Genomic DNA, 15,948 nt, shown 5'->3' with positions numbered 1-15,948 from the left:
GCGATGCCTTTGCTAGGAGATACCGTAGCGTTTATGGCCTAGGCCAACCAGCACTTTTCGGTAATTTTTGCACTTTGGTGATTTATTACAGAGGGCAATAGTGTGTCTGATACAAGCCAAACCCTTTCTAATCCTGACCTACTCAAGGATGTTCAGATACTTGTCGTTGATAATGATGCTGACAGCCGATATCTCTACGAAGTGTTGTTTGAAACCTGCGGCGCACAGGTAACAGCTGGTGAATCTATAGCCGCTGCCATAGCTCTTTTAGAAGATTTGGTTCCCGACATTTTGATCTGTGAAGTTAGTTTTTTTGGTGAAAATATACTACCGCTGCTTCAGAGAATAGAAAACGTGGCCTTAGACCGAAAGCAGACTATCCCAATTCTTGTGATTTCTTCCTATTGCTTAACGAAGTTTGCCCAAAAATTTTTTCCAGTAGTTGAAGACTATCTGCTCAAGCCTATTGATGTTTGTAAGTTGGTTGATGAAGTTTGGAATTTAGTTGACTTAGCCAAGTCAACTGAAAAAGCTAATATTCGAGATTGGGTCATGAGGCACAGAGATGGGGCAAAGCTCTGTGCTGTCAATGTGTAGTCACAGAACAATTTTTCCTTGGAGAGAGTGAAGCAAACTATACCCCCAGTCTCCTAAAATAAGCAAAAGAAAAGAGAAGACCGAAAAAACTCCAAAAATCTTCTTCCTAAAGAGAGGCGTATTTCTTTTAAATTCTAAGTCGCCAAACCCATTGCTAGATAAAGCCCCTGCGCCTATTCTTTGCTACTACATCAACGACACAGCAGACACGCAAATTGTTCGGATGGTGAGTGATCCGAAATACCATTTTGAGCGCATCGTCCTTCCCAAAGAAGGGGTTTTATTCGAGGCGTTTTTGAATTCTTACCTAGAAGTTCATGCGCCTTTTCCAGATGAAACTCGAATAACTCGCTCTGAGTGTAAATTGTTGCGGGTGAATGAAGGATAGATTAACCAACTGTAGCGATTACTAGCTTTCTTGAATTTGTTCGCCATCGCCAAAGCATTCGATGGTCAACCCCGGCTGGTAGAAACGGTAGGTATTGCGGCCCTGGTTTTTGGCCTGATAGAGGGCATGGTCGGCGTGACGCAGCAGGGTAGTGGGGTCGGTGCCATCCTGCGGAAAGAGCGCGATGCCGACGCTGGTGCCTATGTGCAGCTGATGGTCATTAATGGCGAAGGTGGGTTGCAGGCTCTCTAAAATGCGATCGCAGGTGCGCCCTACCGCATCTGCCTCAGTCAGCCGAGAGAGCACCAAAATAAACTCATCGCCGCCCCAGCGCACCAGTAGGTCTTCGCTGCGCAGACAGTGGGTCAGGCGCTGAGCCACCTGGTGCAGCATTTGGTCGCCGACCTCGTGGCCTAGGCTGTCATTAATATCTTTAAATTTGTCGAGGTCTAAAAAGGCCACCGCCACCTTGGTCTGTTGGCGCTTGGCCTGGGCCAGCACCTTGGGCAGGTAAGTGTCAAGAAAGGCGCGGTTGGGTAGCTCAGTGAGCCGGTCGTAAAAGGCTTGGTGGTGAATTTTGGCCTCGGCCTGCTTTTTTTCGGTGATGTCGCGCACTAGCCAGCGCAGGTGGGCTTCGCCACCCTCCCGGCTAGCAGAAACGGTCATGGCGACATCGATGGCCGCACCCTCTCGGGGCACAATCTGGGTTTCCCAGGTTTTGATGGGCAGTGGGGTTGTGCCATTGATCTGGGCCAGCATGGTGTAGAGGGCGCGGCGGTGCTTGATGGGGAGAAACAGCACCATGGGTTTGCCCACTAGCGACTCTTGGGGCAGGTGCAGCAAGACAGCCATCGCCACATTGCCCGCCTGAATGATGCCCTTGGCGTCGCTCACCAGGTAGCCATCCGGGGCGAGGTTAAACAAGTCTTGGTAGCGCTGACGCTCAATCTCGAGCTGCTGACGGTAGTCGGCCAGGGTCTGATTTTGCGAAATTAGCTCTTCGTGGGCAGTGCGCAACTCTTCGAGCACCAGGCTGAGGTCGTCTAGGGCTAGGGCCATCAGCTCGGGCTGAATGGGTGACGTGCTGGCGTGCTGGTGCAGCAACAGTGCTCGCTGCTGTACCGCGTCGATGCGCTTAAACATGATATTCACTGCGGCCTCCCCTGACGGCAGTCGCTGAGGTCTTGGCACAGTTGGGCATTGGCCTGCATGAGTTCGGCGGTGCGAGCGGCGACTAGACCTTCAAGATCGGCGTGGGCCGCCTGGAGCTGCTGCTCTATGCGGCGCTGCTGAGAAATATCTCGCAGCGACCAAAGAATGGTTGTGGTTTCTCGACGGCTGGCTTTGAGGAAGTTGGTGGCGATCGCCGCCGTAACTGGCTCCCCCTGCCGCGATTTGAGGCTGACTTCCCATGGCTCGGCAGGGTTGGGCCGAGCCAGTCGCCGCTGAAACTCTGACCAGTCGCCCTGCTCGATCAGTACCACCAGGGGTTTGCCCACCAATCCGGCCTGGGGCAGGGCAAACAATATTTCTGCCGCCCGGTTAGCGTGATAAATTTTGCCCGTGGCATCGGTGACTAAATAACCATCGGGGGCCAGCTCAAACAGGGTGCGGTAGCGCTGGTGCTCAAGGTCAACTTGGTAGCGAGTGTCGCTGAGCATCTGGTTTTGCTGGTGCAGCTCTGCATCTACTGCCTGTAGCTCTTCGAGCACGAGGTAGAGATCTTTGAGGGCCAGCTCTAGCAAGGCGGGGTCGATAGGGTTGGTGGTGGCCTGCTCGCGCAGCCGAAGGGCGCGTTGGTAGACTGCCTCGATTTGATGAGAGATACTCATGAGTCAGCTTCCATAAGGATGGTCGATCATCCAAAAAAGCAGCTAGCGGCACCTTCCTCAAGGGTTTAATTTAAGCTTAAAAAGCGCTTGTTTTCTAATCTTTTATTATATCAACATTTTCCGCTAGATATAGCCACTGGTCGATTGAGCCTGCCTTTGCTAATAAGGGTAAGCTCAGGCATTTATAACAAGTTTCCTCAATACTATGTCAGCTCAAAGCCTGTGGTTTTATTCAGAAAACTCTATTTTTAGGCTTAACTTGGCCTAATTTACTCTAAAGAAATACTGTCCTTTTGGGCGAAACCTACTCTGCTTGACCATGGTGCTGCTGGCGTATAGGCAGGTTAATTTTTGCTGTCATTTAAGCCTTAATCAGCGCTTCACTATACATTCCATCGGTTAAATTAAACCATTTTCTGCGGGCACCCTTTATCCGCCGTTGGCAGTGCGAGCGAGCACAGTTTCAATGGCTAGTAAAACTAAATCGTCACCGTTGACCTGGGTCATCTTGCGGGCGTTGAGCCGCATGGTCTGGGGGCCAATGATCTCAAAGTTGTGCACCACTTCAAAGTCGTCGACCTGCAAGTTTTGGGGTAGCAGGTCGTGGAGCAGCGATCGCAGCTGAGGAATATTCCACTGGCCGTTGCCCAGCTCAAAGATCAACTGCCCCTCGGTGTCGCCGGGGCTGACCTGAAAGGTCTGATAAAACTGCCGATTTGCCGTCACCACCCGCAGGTCATGGGTGAGCACCACCAGGGCCTCGCGCACGGTCTGCACAATGGCGTCGGCGTAGTCGCGGGCCTGGCGCAGCTTGTCGTCGCTGCGTTTGAGACTGTCGATATCCACCAGCACCACCACCGCCCCGTCGATGCGGTTGTCGAGGGTGCGGTAGGGGCGAATGCGCAGGTCGTACCAGCGGCCCTCCTGATCTTGCACCTCCTGGCTGCTCTGCTCTAGGGTGTTGATCACCGCCAAGATGTGGGCCTCAAGGTCGTCTACTGCCAGGCGATGGTTGATGTTGCCCAAGGGGCGACCCACATCGCCGGGGATCAGGTTAAACAGGGTCGCGGCGGTGGGGGTAAAGCGGCGAATTCTGAGGTCGTCCTCCAACATCAAAATGGGAATGTGGATGCTGCTGAGCAGGTTTTGAAAGTCGTCGCTGATGCGGGTGGTTTCGGTGTTGCGGCGGTAGAGCTCGTCGTTGATAGTGCTGAGTTCTTCGTTGGTGGCCTGAATTTCTTCCTTGGCAGTTTGCAGCTCTTCGTTGGTGCTTTGCAGCTCTTCGTTGCTGGAAAGAATTTCTTCATTGGCGGCCCGCAGATCTTGGTTGGTGGCCTCCTGCTCTTGGATGATCGATTGCAGGTGCGATCGCGTGGTGTCGAGATCTTGCTGGAGCGCGAGGTTTTCTTGCCGATACTGGCTCTCTAGGTCGGCGGCAGGGATATCGACCTCGGCAGCGGTGCCATCTGGCACTAAATCGGTAAAAAACACCAGGTAGTAGGCTTTGTCAGCAGGCTGGGGGCTGAGGGGCACAACCTCAATTTGCACGGGGCGATCGCCTGCTTCGATCAGCAGCGATCGCCGCTGCACCGCCTGGCTAGTTTGCCTCGCCTGGTAGAAAGCCGTACGCAGGTCGAGCCGCAGCCCCTCCTTAGCCATGGTGAGCAGGTTGAGGCTGGCGCGACCGGGGGCAGGCTCCAGATAAGTCCCCGTCTGCCCCCGAAACTGCAAAATATCTAGCCGATCATTCACCAACACCCCCGCCGGGCCGTAGCGGTTGAGCACCGTCTGGTCGGCCAGGCCATAGAGGTCGATATCTGGAATGCGCACTCGGGGCGGGTCGGGCCGAGGGGGCAGAGAGCTGGGGGTGTAGGTGGTGGGGTCAAAGTCAAAGCTCAAAGGCAGCGACGACGACTGCTTAGCGTAAAGCTTGTAGCGGCTATCCACCAGCGAAAACAGGTAGCTAAACTCCCCCGCCGTCTCCGATGACCCCAGCAGCAAAAAGCCGTCGGGCTTGAGGCCATAGTGAAACATGGGCAGCACTTTGTTCTGCAACGCCGCCCCAAAATAAATCAGCACATTGCGGCAGCTAATTAGATCGAGGCGTGAGAAGGGCGGGTCGGCGCTTAGATTTTGGCAGGCAAAAATGCACAGTTCTCGCACCACTTTGTTGACTTGGTAACCACCGTCGGTAGGCACAAAAAACCGCTGCAACCGCTCGGGCGACACGTCGGTCACATGGCCGGTCGAGTACCAGCCAAAGCGGGCTATCTCAATAGCTAGCTCGCTGACATCGGTAGCAAAAATTTGAATTGGCTGGCTGGTGCTGTGGCGACTCATGTATTCCAGCAGACAAATGGCGATCGAGTAGGCTTCTTGGCCCGTCGAGCAGCCCGCCACCCAAATGCGCAGGGGCAGGTCAGGGGTGCTCTCCCTCAGCAGCGCCGGAAACACTGTCTGCTCCAAGGCCGTAAATACGTCCCCATCGCGAAAGAAGCTGGTTACCCCAATCAAAATTTCCTGGTGTAGGGCCGTCATCTCCTCGGGGTGAGCCTGGAGGTACTGGCCGTAGCTCTCTAGGTTCTCCAGATGATGTAGAGCCATGCGGCGAAAGATGCGCCGCTTGACAGTGGTGGGTTTGTACTGGGCAAAGTCAATTTTGGTGGCCCGCTTCAGCAAGGTGAGAACGGTGGACAGCCCAGTATCGCTCGAGGCCTCATCCTGAGGCACGGCCACCGGTTCTGCTGGGCTGGGGCTGGTGATGTAGGGGTGGGCGCTGAGGTTGGCCAGGGTCTGGGCAATGTCTTCTGGCGTTTGAATAAAATCGACCTGCCCAGTGGCGATCGCCATGTGGGGCATGCTGCTAAATTTTGCTGACGCCTCCGACTGCGAAAAGGTGATGCCCCCCGCCGCCTTGATCGCCTCTAACCCTAGGGTGCCGTCGGCATTGGCCCCTGAAAGCACCACGCCAATGGCTTTGGTGCCCCGCTCTTGAGCCAGGGCGTTAAAGAAAGTGTCGATAATGTGGCTGCCCGACCGCGGTCGGGGTTGCAGCCGTAGCTCACCCGCCACAATGGTCATCGCCTGGTTTGGGGGGATGACGTAGACATGGTTGGGGGCGATCGCCACCCCATCGACCACCTCCAGCACCGGCATCTCGGTGGTGCGGCCCATAATCTCGCTCAGCAGGCTGGGCTGGCTGGGGTCTAAATGCTGCACCAGCACAAAGGCCATGCCCGTAGTGGTGGGTAAATGGCTGATCAGTTGAGTAAACGCTTCTAGCCCCCCCGCCGATGCCCCAATTGCCACCACTGGAAACATTTCCTCGGGTTGGGCAGAGGCCGGTGGAGCCTCATCGGCAGGGGAAGGTTTTGGGAGAGCCATACCTGGGGTGAGCCACGGTCTAATAATTGCGCTGAGCCGGTCTAGATTCAATCAGTATGACGGCTCAACCCCGATATCTCCCACGACTTTGTCTGCGTAGCCACTGCCCTCGGCCACAGCTTCATTCTGCCCCTTTAATAGCAGGCCACCTCTAACCCTTTCGAACTGAATGCCCCTGGCTGCTGCTCGCGTTAGATTGCTAGATGCCGCCCTAACCCAGGTGGTTAAGGCGGCATCTAGCAATCTTTTGGGAACGCCTTGCGCTGCAAAGGTTCCGCAGCTCCGATAGCTATACCCTTGGCGTGGCCTGGTGACAGCTAACGGCAACCGCATTAGGCGCGGCTCTGTCGCAAGCTCACCTGGTACCAAACGGCCATGGGGTCTGTAACTATAGAGGTGCTGACCGTTTAACGTTTGCCAATCTTGCCCAGCTCAATCATTAGGAGCGCGCCACCGCTGGCAAAAGCGCCGCCGAGCATGCCCTGTGCCACCTGCATTTTGGGAGATTCGCTGAGGCAGTGCCCAGGCATTGTCTGCGATTGGGTACAGGCCTGGGTTTTAGCACGCGCTGCGCCACCGCCCAAGAGGATACCGACCGAGATCGCTAGGGTGGTGCCCCACAACATGACATTTTTTTCGCGTTGGATAAACATTTCGGTAGTTGACAAACGGTTGCTTTAGCATGCCCAACTACATCAATTTTTATAACGTGTGTCTGTCATTGACCTCCCCAAATTTTCCAGGAATGCTGGACGTGGTTGGCGGTCAGGCGGCTGGTAACGCCGTCCATGGGGGTGATAGGTTACAGCAACAATTCTTGCAGAAAAGCCTCCTGAGGTTTTGACTCAGGAGGCTTTTCTGCATCGGGTAGAGCCCTAAGGACGCCATTGTTAAGGCGAGCTAGCATCACGACCCAGAGAGCCATTGACCAAGAATGCCTAGGGGGTTTTGCTGCTGTAGAAACTGGCGGGCGCAGTTGCGGCCCGGCATGCCTGAAATTGAACCTCCAGGATGGGTACCTGCCCCGGTTAAAAAGAGCTGCTCAATAGGGGTCTGGTAGTTAGCAATCTCTGGCAGAGGGCGAAAGGGCATCATCAAATCTAGCGTCATATCGAAGTGGTAATAGTTGCCTTTTTCGACGCCAAGGCGATCGCTGATTTCGGCGGGGCTTTCGACCCGGCGGGCAATCATGGACGACTTGAGGTTGGGGGCGTAGGTGGCCAGCTTGTCCAGTACGCGATCGGCCACCTGCTGTTTGCGGTCTTCGGTCCAGCCAGTGCCCATGAGGCCAGTGCCTGCTGCCCCTTCGATGGCGTAGGGCGCAAAAAACTCAATCCAGAGGGTGTGCTGGCCGGGCGGAGCCAGAGAGGGGTCAAGCAGGGAGGGAATCACCGCATACATCGAGGGATTTTCGTCGGGGATGCGGCCAATGTGGGGATCGCTGTGGGCTAGCTCCACGTGATCGATCGAGTCGGCGATCAAAACAGCCCCAGTCCAGTAGTCATCGCGGTGCTGGTGATACTCAAAGCGGGGCAGCTCAGACAGGGCACAATCGATTTTCATAATGGCGTCGTTGTGGCTGGTGACCCGCCGCTGAAGGCGATCGCGCAATATTCCATCGGCCCTATCGATATCGGCGGCATCAACCAGTTGAAGAAACACCCGCTTGGCATCTAGGCTAGAAATCACTCCTTTTTGAGCGCGATACTCCTCGCCGTTTGCCACCCGCACACCCACCGCTTTGCCTTGGTCGATCAAGATTTTGGTGACGGGTTTTTCAGTCCAAATTTGACCGCCCAGGCTGGTCACTAGCCGCACCAGAGCAGCGGTCAAGGCTCCAGTACCACCTTTGGGGCGAGCCACACCGGGATGGTGGCGCATGGCCATCATCATGCCTCCGATGGCGCTGGTCTTTTGGGAGGGGGGCACGCTTAGCTCCGAGGCCAGGCGGGCCAACGGGGCTCTGAGAAATTCGGCGTCGAAGTGCTCTTGAATGGCATCTTCGGCACTGGTAAACAGAGTGCGAAACAAATCCAGAGTTTTGCGATCGGAACCCAGCAGTGAAACAAGGTCTTTGACATTGGTCAGACTGTAGTTGGCAAGAATGTCGATCAAGGATTTAGGCGGTGCGTTAAAGATGGGCACAATCGCTGAAATTAGACGCTGCCAAAAGTCGATATACTCCCTATATCGCTGGGCATCTTGGGGGCTAAAATAGGCAATTTCTTCACAGGTTTTCTCTACCGATTTGTGGGCAAAGAAATATTTGCCATTGGGATGGGGACAAAACACCAGCGGATCGCAAAAGAGGTACTCCAGACCATACTTATGCAGCTCTAGTTCCTGCACGACGGGCCCGAGATGGATGAAAGCATGGTCGATCGCACAGAGGTTGAAGTGAAACCCTGGTGCCTGATCTGGCATGATCTCTTCGGTGGTGGCAGCCCCGCCGGGGATCGAATTTTTTTCTAGCAGTAAAACCGAGTAGCCCGCTTTCAGCAGATAGGCTGCACAGATCAAGGCGTTGTGACCAGCCCCGATTAGAATTACGTCGTAGGTTTGCATAGCGTGCTACTCAACTAGCCAGCGCTGGGATTGAGGTCTATCATCTGGCCGGTGGTGTAGGTGCCAACTGGGCTCCAGAGCACATAGGGAAGGAGGAGCAGGGCAGCAAGCTCAGAAATGGGAAAAACCCTAAGCATGAGTAGAACGCCTAAAACCACCCCTAGCCCACCCAACACGGTGCCAACCTTCAGACTTCTAAACCACAGGGTGGCAGGAATATAGGCAACGGTAATGACTTCTACTAAGAGATAGAAACCCATCAACAGCCAGGTTTTAGAACTGCCAGGATCATCCTGCCAAACAAGGCAAGCTGAGAACGCTCCACAGGCAAAAACCACCGTCCAAATCAGCGGGATGGCGGGTTCAAAGAAAAGCCACCTGGGGCGATCGAGGCGCATCCCCCAAAAAACGTCTCGGGGTCTAATAAAACTGCTACCTAGGGCAACCAGGAAGGTTATTCCCCCAATTATCATCCAGCTGTCGTGCATCTTAGGGCCAGGTTTCAACCTGCATGAAACTTTTTTTGGAGACTAAATCAAGCCTCGTATATCGATAAATTGTTCCAGTTTCTTTTGCTGCCGCCGTCAGTCTTCAGTAGGAATTCGCAATTTTCCATGGGTAAGGAAACTGAGAGAAATCGTAGTTAACTGAACGCTTCACTTCCTTGCTGGCTGCGGCAGGGCCGGAGCTAGTACCTGGTCGATCTCCTGCAATACTTCAGAACTGAGCTCAACCCCAGAGGCGGCGGCATTGTCGGCCACCTGTTCGGGACGACTGGCTCCAATAATGGCCGATGTCACCCGCCGATCGCGCAGAATCCAGGCAAGGGCCAGCTGGGCCATGGAGAGGTTGAGCTGTTGGGCAATGGGCTGGAGGTTTTGCACGGCACTGAGCACGCGATCGCTCCTCAGCTCGTTCATAAACTTATTCATTTTGTCGTTGGCCGCGCGGGAGTCGGCGGGCGGCGTCGCCCCCGGCTTGTACTTACCGGTGAGCACACCCTGAGCCAGGGGCGACCAGACAATCTGCCCAATGCCGTGGTCGGCACAGAGAGGAAACACCTCGGCCTCGGGCTGCCGCCACAGCATGGAGTATTGGGGCTGGCTAGAGACAAACTTTTCTACGTTAGGTAGGTCCAGCGCCGCCTGAATCTGGGTGGAGCTCCATTCGCTAAAGCCGATGTAGCGGGCTTTGCCCTGCTGCACCACAGCGGTCAGGGCGGCCATGGTTTCCTCTAGGGGCGTGTTGGGGTCGTAGCGATGGCACTGGTAGAGATCAACATAGTCAGTGCCCAGGCGCTGCAAAGAGGCGTCGATTTGTTTATAAATCTGCGCCGCCGACAGCCCCTGATCGCTCTGCGACATGGGGAAGAAGACCTTGGTGGCCAGCACGTAGGAGCTGCGATCGCGCCCTCGCAATACCTCTCCCAAAAACGACTCTGCGGCTCCACGTCCGTAGACGTTGGCTGTGTCAATAAAATTGATACCGACATCAAAGGCTTTGTGCACGCAGGCTTCCGCCTGCTGCCGCTCTACCCCACCGCCGTAGGTTAACCACGACCCCAGGGCAATTTCTGAAACGGTGAGGTCGCTATCCCCTAGCTGCCGATATTTCATCTTAAATCTCCTGCATCAATCGAGTTGAGACAATATCTAGAACCCTGGGCTCGAACTGACTAGGCTAGTTGATGCTTAAACCCAACAACATCCCTGGGCTAACCAGGCTAGGCAGCAACTGGCAGAATCCCCAACTTGGTCTGACAAAAGGTGATAGGTTATGCCGAGCAGCCTATCCATCCCCCAGCGTCATCCTGCCGGGCATTCTGCCGTCGATTAGGCCGTTGCCGAGGTCAGTGCCCAAACATGAGTTTGTGCAGCCAATCCGACAGGCTGGGCACGGTGAGTTTGTCAAAGTCTCCCTTCACCTGCTCATAGCCCGGCATCGGCTCAAACAGACCGTCTGGAGCCTGGGGAGTTTTAAGATCATCGGTGCGCTGACCGCCAAAGCCAACATAGTTGAGGGCAACGTCCATCAGCCCCGGCGACAACCGCTGGCCCCAGTCGAGCAGGCGACCCACATCTCCGACAATGTAATCGCGGATTGGGTTCTCAGCGGCATAGAGAATGGCATCCGTAACCAGGCTCGGGTCATAGTAGGGCGGAATGCCTGTGGGCTTAACGCCGACTTTGGTGCGCATGTGGTTATAGAAGGGAGTGTTGATCACCGCTGGCTTAATGCTGGTGACATTGATGCCATACCCCTCGTGCTCTAGCTCTACCCGCAGCGATTCGAGAAAGCCCTCTAACCCGTGTTTAGCCGTTGAGTAGGCACTCTGCAACGGCAGTCCTCGCCGCCCCTCCATGGACGAAATAGCAATCAGTGAACCTTGTCTCGCTTGTTTGAGGTGGGGCAGGGCTACCTTGGCCCCATAGACTTGGCCCATCAGGGTAACGTCAATCACCCGGCGAAACTCTTCAATGGTCATGGTCTCGAAGGGCGCGAGGATGCCAGCGGCGGCGCAGTGCACCCAAGTATCGATGCGGCCAAAACTCGCGATCGCGGCATCTGCGATCGCGCTAACCTGATCAAATTGGGCGACATCGGCGGTAACGGCGATCGCCTCTCCGCCCAACCGCCGAATTTCTTCTACCAACGACGCTAATCCGCTCTCGTTGCGTGCTGCCACGACAACTTTAGCGCCCCGCTGGGTCAACTTCAAAGCAGCGTCGCGACCAATACCGCTAGAGGCCCCTACTACAACGACAACCTGCTGGTTAAGTGGTTTAAGCTCCATGCAAAATCTCTATAAATTCCTTAAATTCGGGCCTTAGACTAAATCACGAAGTCAACCACTTCAGTGCCACAAGAGGCAATGCTACGGAGCAAACGGCGACTGTCCCACCCAAGTGGGGCAGTCAGACCAAGCTCGGGATCAAAACGATTTTTCGAATCGCTTTGACGACTTTGCTAGGGCACGTGGGTCTCACCCGGCCCTACAATCCCCACCTTGTGGCGAAACATTAGCTCGCCGCCAAACCAACCGCTGGCCAGCAGCAACACCGCCACTATCCAAGACAAAATTAATCCGGTGGGTAAGATAGCCGTCTCTGCGTTGCCCAACCGCAGCGCAAAGTTGCCAATGCTCAATACCAGCACCGCCACGTTTAGCCCCATGTGCAACCAGCCGGCCTGACGTTTGCGCGCCCTGGGAATGCGGACGAAGTCAAACATCCCAATTACAGCAGCGGCGACCCCAGACAGCAGCCCTACCCCCAACAGCCAAAGCGATCCCTGGGCCCAAAATTCACCTTTGGTTAGCCAATAGCCCAAGTCAGTACCGGCCACGCCGCTGAGAAATGCGATCGGAAAAATTACAATAATCGGATGAATGGGGTGGCCCAAAATAGCTACGGTGCTGGTAATGCCGGTGCCATGATATTCGGTAGCACGGCTATCAATCAGTGGTGGAATATTTGGATAGGGAACAGCACCACGCTGCTGATCTGGTTGAGTTTCTTGTGTTTCCATACTGCCTCTTAGGTAAAAATCTACATCGTCGACAACTCAGCGAGCTAGCAAACCCACACGTCGACAACACTCAGAACTGCTAGCGCGTTAGCCATTTCGCTTTTCATAGGAAAAACGGACAACCTGCGGATTGATCGAATTCAGGGACTACGTTTTCCAGCATTACGGCAATACGCTGCCGCGGCTGATCCAGGACATCCCATTCGTCCGGATCCGCCCCTACACAAGCGCAGTGCTTAGCCTCCAGAATTTTGCGGGTGGGAGCAATTTCTTAGTCGGAGACTGCCAGCTATAGCTATTTTCATTCCGAGCGAGGTCTGACTAGGGCATCTAGCACAAAATGTTGAAGCTGTCGAATAGCCGAAAGGAGAAACCCTGGGCTATCAGGAGTCTAATCACTGGCTCAGACTGTTTCGTCTTCCTTAAGAAGGATCTGTCTATTCCTCAGGGAAGAATTAGCAGCAGCATTATTTCCAAAAGGGTCGAGGGAATTCAGCTGACCCCTCCGGCTACAACAGTTTTTTTGTGAACGGGATCTTAAACCAGTACCTTTGCTTCGTATTCGGGTAAGTCTGTTACCCAAACGCCGTTGTGGACTTCAACATCGTAATTACTGATCCATTCGTGCCAGGTGCTACCTTGAGGGAAGTTTTGAACTTCGTAGTCGGCTAAATATTGATCTGAAAAATTGACGACGACAACAACACGCGATCCCTCGTCATTCCAGCGAACATAGGCTAACACTTTGGAGTCTGGATCCTCGTAGAAAAACTCTACATTTTCGGTGCGCAGGGCGTGGTTGCCTTTACGCAGGTTGATCAGACTTCGATAGTGCTGCATCAACTCATGGTTGCGATCGTTCTTCAAAAGTGACCAATCAATTTTGGCTGGTTCTAAAGTTTTAGTGTTGTAAGCCCCAAACTCTTCTCCCATCCAGATTAGGGGCACGCCCATAGCGGTTATCACCAAAACGGCCCCCAGTTTTGCTCGCTTAAAGGCAGTTTCGTCAAAGATTTCGTGATTGGCCAACTGCACCATTAAGCGATCGTGGTCGTGGTTGCTGAGGTAGTTAATAGCGTTAACCGCCCCCAAATAACCCGATCGCTTGGCATCAATTAGTTCTTTGACAGTTTCTATGTCGGTCTCATCTCCCCACAACAGGGGCAATAGCTGATGCAAAAAACCATCGCGCCAGCAAGCATCGAGAGGGCCTTCAAAATTGGTGGCATCAGGAGACTCGGGAATGAGTTCTCCAATGTTATAAAACGGTTTGGGCTGAGCCTGCTTGCTGGTTTGATCGGTTAGCTGCCCCAGGAACTCAAAGTGGCCCATCTGGCTGACGGCGTCGAATCGAAAGCCGTCGATGTGGTACTCCGTAATCCAGAAGTGCAGGACATCTTTGACGAATTCCTGAGCGGGGCATAGGTTCAGATGTTCGTCGTAATGATCGTAGTCAAACTCTGGTCCCCAATTTTGCTCAGGATCTTTGGGTTCGCTTCGATACCAATAGCTGTAGTCAATTTTTGTCAGCGGAGCCTCAGAACCCGAATGGTTGAGAATAATATCTAAAATGACTCGAATGCCCCGGGCATGGCACTCATCTACCAAATGTTTGAAGTCTTTGCTGGTGCCGTAGGCCGACTCTACGGCAAAATAATGGTGGGTATTGTAACCCCAGCCTTGTTCACCAGGGAATTCTTGAATTGGCATTAGCTCAATGGCATTGATCCCTAATTCACAGAGGTAGTCGAGCTTTTCGGTGATGTGTTTTATCCGTCCACGCGGATTGGGATCATCTTCGCCGCCAGAAAAGTCGCTAACTAAAATTTCGTAGATAATCAGCTCTTCATTTTGTGGTAGCGCTTTGTCGTCGTGACACCAAACATAATCGTCGACTATAGGCTCGCCATCTTTAATATGCAAAATAGCAGTTTGATGGCTTTCATCTACATGCCTAGCTCTCGGGTCAATAACCTCAATCCACTGATCGGGTTCTAAAAAAAAGCTTTTAGATTGAACCTGAAACTTGTAGTCGTAGTGACCATCGTCTAGGTCGACTCGAGCACGAAAATAGCCGTCTTCTCCTTTCTCCATAGGGATGTCTTTCCCATCGGTGAAGGAACCAGTCAAAACTGCGCCCTTGTTATAGGGAGCGAACAGCTTAAACTCGACAGAGGCCATAACCACACCTTTTTTTCTTAATATATCTTAGTGTGATCCTAAGGCTTCTGTTTTTTACCTGTCTCTGGGCAAAAATTAATTAGTCTCTCAATTTTCCTGAGATTAGAATAGGGAACTGGTACCAACTACCGTAGATACGGTGTTAGGCTGGAGCCGTGCTCACACTGTTGGTTAGTATGGCACGGCATGATGAGGCCATTCAACAGATTGAGTTAATCAGTCTTGCCCATTAGGGTTTGAACGGCGGTGGTTATTTCTGGGATTGCGATCGCAAGTGACGCAAACGTTGCCAGCGTCGCTACTTGGCAATATTCACACAGGGCCTCATTCTCTGCCCATTCTTCCCGCGCTAGTTCCGTAGTCAGCAAGGCGTCAAACAAAAGCTTAGCCCCCATCGCCACGGGAATCAGCGGTTGCTCTCGCCCTCGGTTTTCGCCACCCATTGAGGCTAGCCAAGCGGTAATGCCGTAGTTGATCGTCATTAAGGGTCCGTCGGGGCTGTTGAACCGGCTATAGGCGTATTCGGAAGCATCGACCTTGTTGGCATCAAAAAACGAGCCGGGTAGGCTGGGGAGCTCTTTAACTACCCCGGTTTGGTATAGGGTGATGACTTCTCCAATTGCCGCCCCCAGCATGGACAAGCCGATGATCTGACGGCGTCTCTCTAGATCGGGGCTGCTGCCGTTGCGGAGTTCATTGCTCAATTGTGTTGGGTTCATGGGTTTATTAGGGTTTAGGATCTAAAGTTTAGGGTTCGAGTGGAAGGAGAAAGTTTTGACTTTTAAGTGCTCAGTCTTGAGTTTTTGGTTCAAAACCTAGATTCAAAACTCAAAGCTTTGATATTTCCAAGATGAGAAAATTTGGGGTGATATCAAAGTTTAGAGAAGGCAGCTTGATTCCTCAAAGCAACTTTTCAGCTTAAGTTTGAGGCTTAGGATAGACGCCCCAGACTTGGATATTGTGTTTTGTCAGGAGTGGCTCGACCTGGTTGATTTGGTCCTGGGTGCCATCTATTACCACCATGAAATCTTCGTTAAGGAGGCGATCGCAAGCAGTTCCAATCTGATCTTCAGGAAGGCCTAAAGACTTCAATCCCTCTTTTAAGTTCATGGTTGCAACAGCCCCTACCCCTTGTCCGGCCATAACAGTTAGAAAAGCCGTTCCAAGGGCACCGACAGCAATCACAGTCCCCGCGCCTGGTATCGCCAGGCTGCTCAACCCACCCAGCAACCCGCCCCAGAGAGCACCCGTCAAAGCGTCCTCTGACCAGCGCTGGGAGGCATTGATATCTTGACCTTTGATCCGGTGACCCGTGGTTGCCCCTCCTGCTACCACATCTTTTTTTAGCTGCTTGGCTAAAATTGACACCTGATGCATGGCAAAGCCAGTCGATTCTAGGGCCTTAACCGCTTGCTCTGCCTGGTCCTCCTGATCGAAAAAACCGATGCCTCTATGGGTAAGTTGTGCTGCCAT

The 15,948-nt window shown here is 53.5% G+C and carries 14 protein-coding genes; 2 read left to right on the top strand and 12 right to left on the bottom strand.

Annotated elements, in window-relative coordinates:
- Positions 1 to 102: 102 nt before the first annotated feature.
- Complete coding sequence (locus tag H6F57_RS09325; protein WP_190625336.1) at positions 103 to 597, top strand: response regulator; 495 nt, start codon at positions 103 to 105, stop codon at positions 595 to 597.
- A gap of 151 nt (positions 598 to 748) precedes the next feature.
- Entirely contained in the window at positions 749 to 985 is a 237-nt protein-coding gene (locus H6F57_RS09320) for a DUF1830 domain-containing protein (protein WP_190625335.1), read from the top strand.
- Between the two features lie 21 nt (positions 986 to 1,006).
- Here the strand turns inward: H6F57_RS09320 and H6F57_RS09315 are convergent, their stop codons facing one another.
- The 12 genes from H6F57_RS09315 to H6F57_RS09260 all read right to left on the bottom strand — a co-directional run bounded on the left by H6F57_RS09315 (position 1,007) and on the right by H6F57_RS09260 (position 15,948).
- On the bottom strand, positions 1,007 to 2,128 hold the full coding sequence (locus H6F57_RS09315; RefSeq protein WP_242024779.1) for a sensor domain-containing diguanylate cyclase: 1,122 nt from the start codon (positions 2,126 to 2,128) through the stop codon (positions 1,007 to 1,009).
- 5 nt (positions 2,129 to 2,133) lie between these two features.
- Entirely contained in the window at positions 2,134 to 2,817 is a 684-nt protein-coding gene (locus H6F57_RS09310; RefSeq protein WP_190625333.1) for a PAS domain-containing protein, read from the bottom strand.
- A 429-nt stretch (positions 2,818 to 3,246) separates the two neighbouring features.
- A complete protein-coding gene (locus H6F57_RS09305; protein WP_190625332.1) occupies positions 3,247 to 6,201 on the bottom strand; it encodes a chemotaxis protein CheB in 2,955 nt (984 codons plus the stop codon).
- A 407-nt stretch (positions 6,202 to 6,608) separates the two neighbouring features.
- Positions 6,609 to 6,854, bottom strand: coding sequence for a hypothetical protein (locus tag H6F57_RS09300; RefSeq protein WP_190625331.1), 246 nt, complete (start codon positions 6,852 to 6,854; stop codon positions 6,609 to 6,611).
- Positions 6,855 to 7,107: 253 nt separating this feature from the next.
- Positions 7,108 to 8,766 (bottom strand): beta-carotene ketolase CrtO, encoded by a 1,659-nt coding sequence (gene crtO, locus H6F57_RS09295; protein WP_190625330.1) that lies wholly within the window; start codon positions 8,764 to 8,766, stop codon positions 7,108 to 7,110.
- Between the two features lie 14 nt (positions 8,767 to 8,780).
- Complete coding sequence (locus tag H6F57_RS09290; protein ID WP_190625329.1) at positions 8,781 to 9,254, bottom strand: tryptophan-rich sensory protein; 474 nt, start codon at positions 9,252 to 9,254, stop codon at positions 8,781 to 8,783.
- A gap of 168 nt (positions 9,255 to 9,422) precedes the next feature.
- Positions 9,423 to 10,382 carry an aldo/keto reductase family protein gene (locus H6F57_RS09285; RefSeq protein WP_190625328.1) on the bottom strand — a complete coding sequence of 320 codons (960 nt, stop codon included), beginning with the start codon at positions 10,380 to 10,382 and terminating at the stop codon, positions 9,423 to 9,425.
- 233 nt (positions 10,383 to 10,615) lie between these two features.
- Entirely contained in the window at positions 10,616 to 11,560 is a 945-nt protein-coding gene (locus H6F57_RS09280; RefSeq protein WP_190625327.1) for an SDR family oxidoreductase, read from the bottom strand.
- A 173-nt stretch (positions 11,561 to 11,733) separates the two neighbouring features.
- Positions 11,734 to 12,294 (bottom strand): DUF2231 domain-containing protein, encoded by a 561-nt coding sequence (locus tag H6F57_RS09275; RefSeq protein ID WP_190625326.1) that lies wholly within the window; start codon positions 12,292 to 12,294, stop codon positions 11,734 to 11,736.
- Positions 12,295 to 12,831: 537 nt separating this feature from the next.
- On the bottom strand, positions 12,832 to 14,475 hold the full coding sequence (locus H6F57_RS09270) for an alpha-amylase family glycosyl hydrolase (RefSeq protein WP_190625325.1): 1,644 nt from the start codon (positions 14,473 to 14,475) through the stop codon (positions 12,832 to 12,834).
- 212 nt (positions 14,476 to 14,687) lie between these two features.
- The gene (locus H6F57_RS09265) at positions 14,688 to 15,194 is read right to left on the bottom strand and encodes a vitamin K epoxide reductase family protein (RefSeq protein WP_190625324.1); all 507 of its coding nucleotides are present in this window, start codon (positions 15,192 to 15,194) and stop codon (positions 14,688 to 14,690) included.
- 199 nt (positions 15,195 to 15,393) lie between these two features.
- Entirely contained in the window at positions 15,394 to 15,948 is a 555-nt protein-coding gene (locus H6F57_RS09260) for a hypothetical protein (RefSeq protein ID WP_190625323.1), read from the bottom strand.

The organism is Leptolyngbya sp. FACHB-60 (genome assembly GCF_014695775.1).
GTDB lineage: Bacteria > Cyanobacteriota > Cyanobacteriia > Phormidesmidales > Phormidesmidaceae > Nodosilinea.
The sequence above is the reverse complement of the archived record's forward strand: the minus strand, read 5'-3'. Positions and strand labels throughout refer to the sequence as shown.

Bases quoted from the DNA above. Each gene is read 5' to 3' on its own strand.
- H6F57_RS09275 (WP_190625326.1), bottom strand. From the start codon at position 12,294: ATGGAAACACAAGAAACTCAACCAGATCAGCAGCGTGGTGCTGTTCCC.
- H6F57_RS09260 (WP_190625323.1), bottom strand. From the start codon at position 15,948: ATGGCAGCACAACTTACCCATAGAGGCATCGGTTTTTTCGATCAGGAG.
- H6F57_RS09280 (WP_190625327.1), bottom strand. From the start codon at position 11,560: ATGGAGCTTAAACCACTTAACCAGCAGGTTGTCGTTGTAGTAGGGGCC.
- H6F57_RS09265 (WP_190625324.1), bottom strand. From the start codon at position 15,194: ATGAACCCAACACAATTGAGCAATGAACTCCGCAACGGCAGCAGCCCC.
- H6F57_RS09300 (WP_190625331.1), bottom strand. From the start codon at position 6,854: ATGTTTATCCAACGCGAAAAAAATGTCATGTTGTGGGGCACCACCCTA.
- H6F57_RS09285 (WP_190625328.1), bottom strand. From the start codon at position 10,382: ATGAAATATCGGCAGCTAGGGGATAGCGACCTCACCGTTTCAGAAATT.
- H6F57_RS09305 (WP_190625332.1), bottom strand. From the start codon at position 6,201: ATGGCTCTCCCAAAACCTTCCCCTGCCGATGAGGCTCCACCGGCCTCT.
- H6F57_RS09270 (WP_190625325.1), bottom strand. From the start codon at position 14,475: ATGGCCTCTGTCGAGTTTAAGCTGTTCGCTCCCTATAACAAGGGCGCA.
- H6F57_RS09315 (WP_242024779.1), bottom strand. From the start codon at position 2,128: ATGTTTAAGCGCATCGACGCGGTACAGCAGCGAGCACTGTTGCTGCAC.
- H6F57_RS09310 (WP_190625333.1), bottom strand. From the start codon at position 2,817: ATGAGTATCTCTCATCAAATCGAGGCAGTCTACCAACGCGCCCTTCGG.
- crtO (WP_190625330.1), bottom strand. From the start codon at position 8,766: ATGCAAACCTACGACGTAATTCTAATCGGGGCTGGTCACAACGCCTTG.
- H6F57_RS09290 (WP_190625329.1), bottom strand. From the start codon at position 9,254: ATGCACGACAGCTGGATGATAATTGGGGGAATAACCTTCCTGGTTGCC.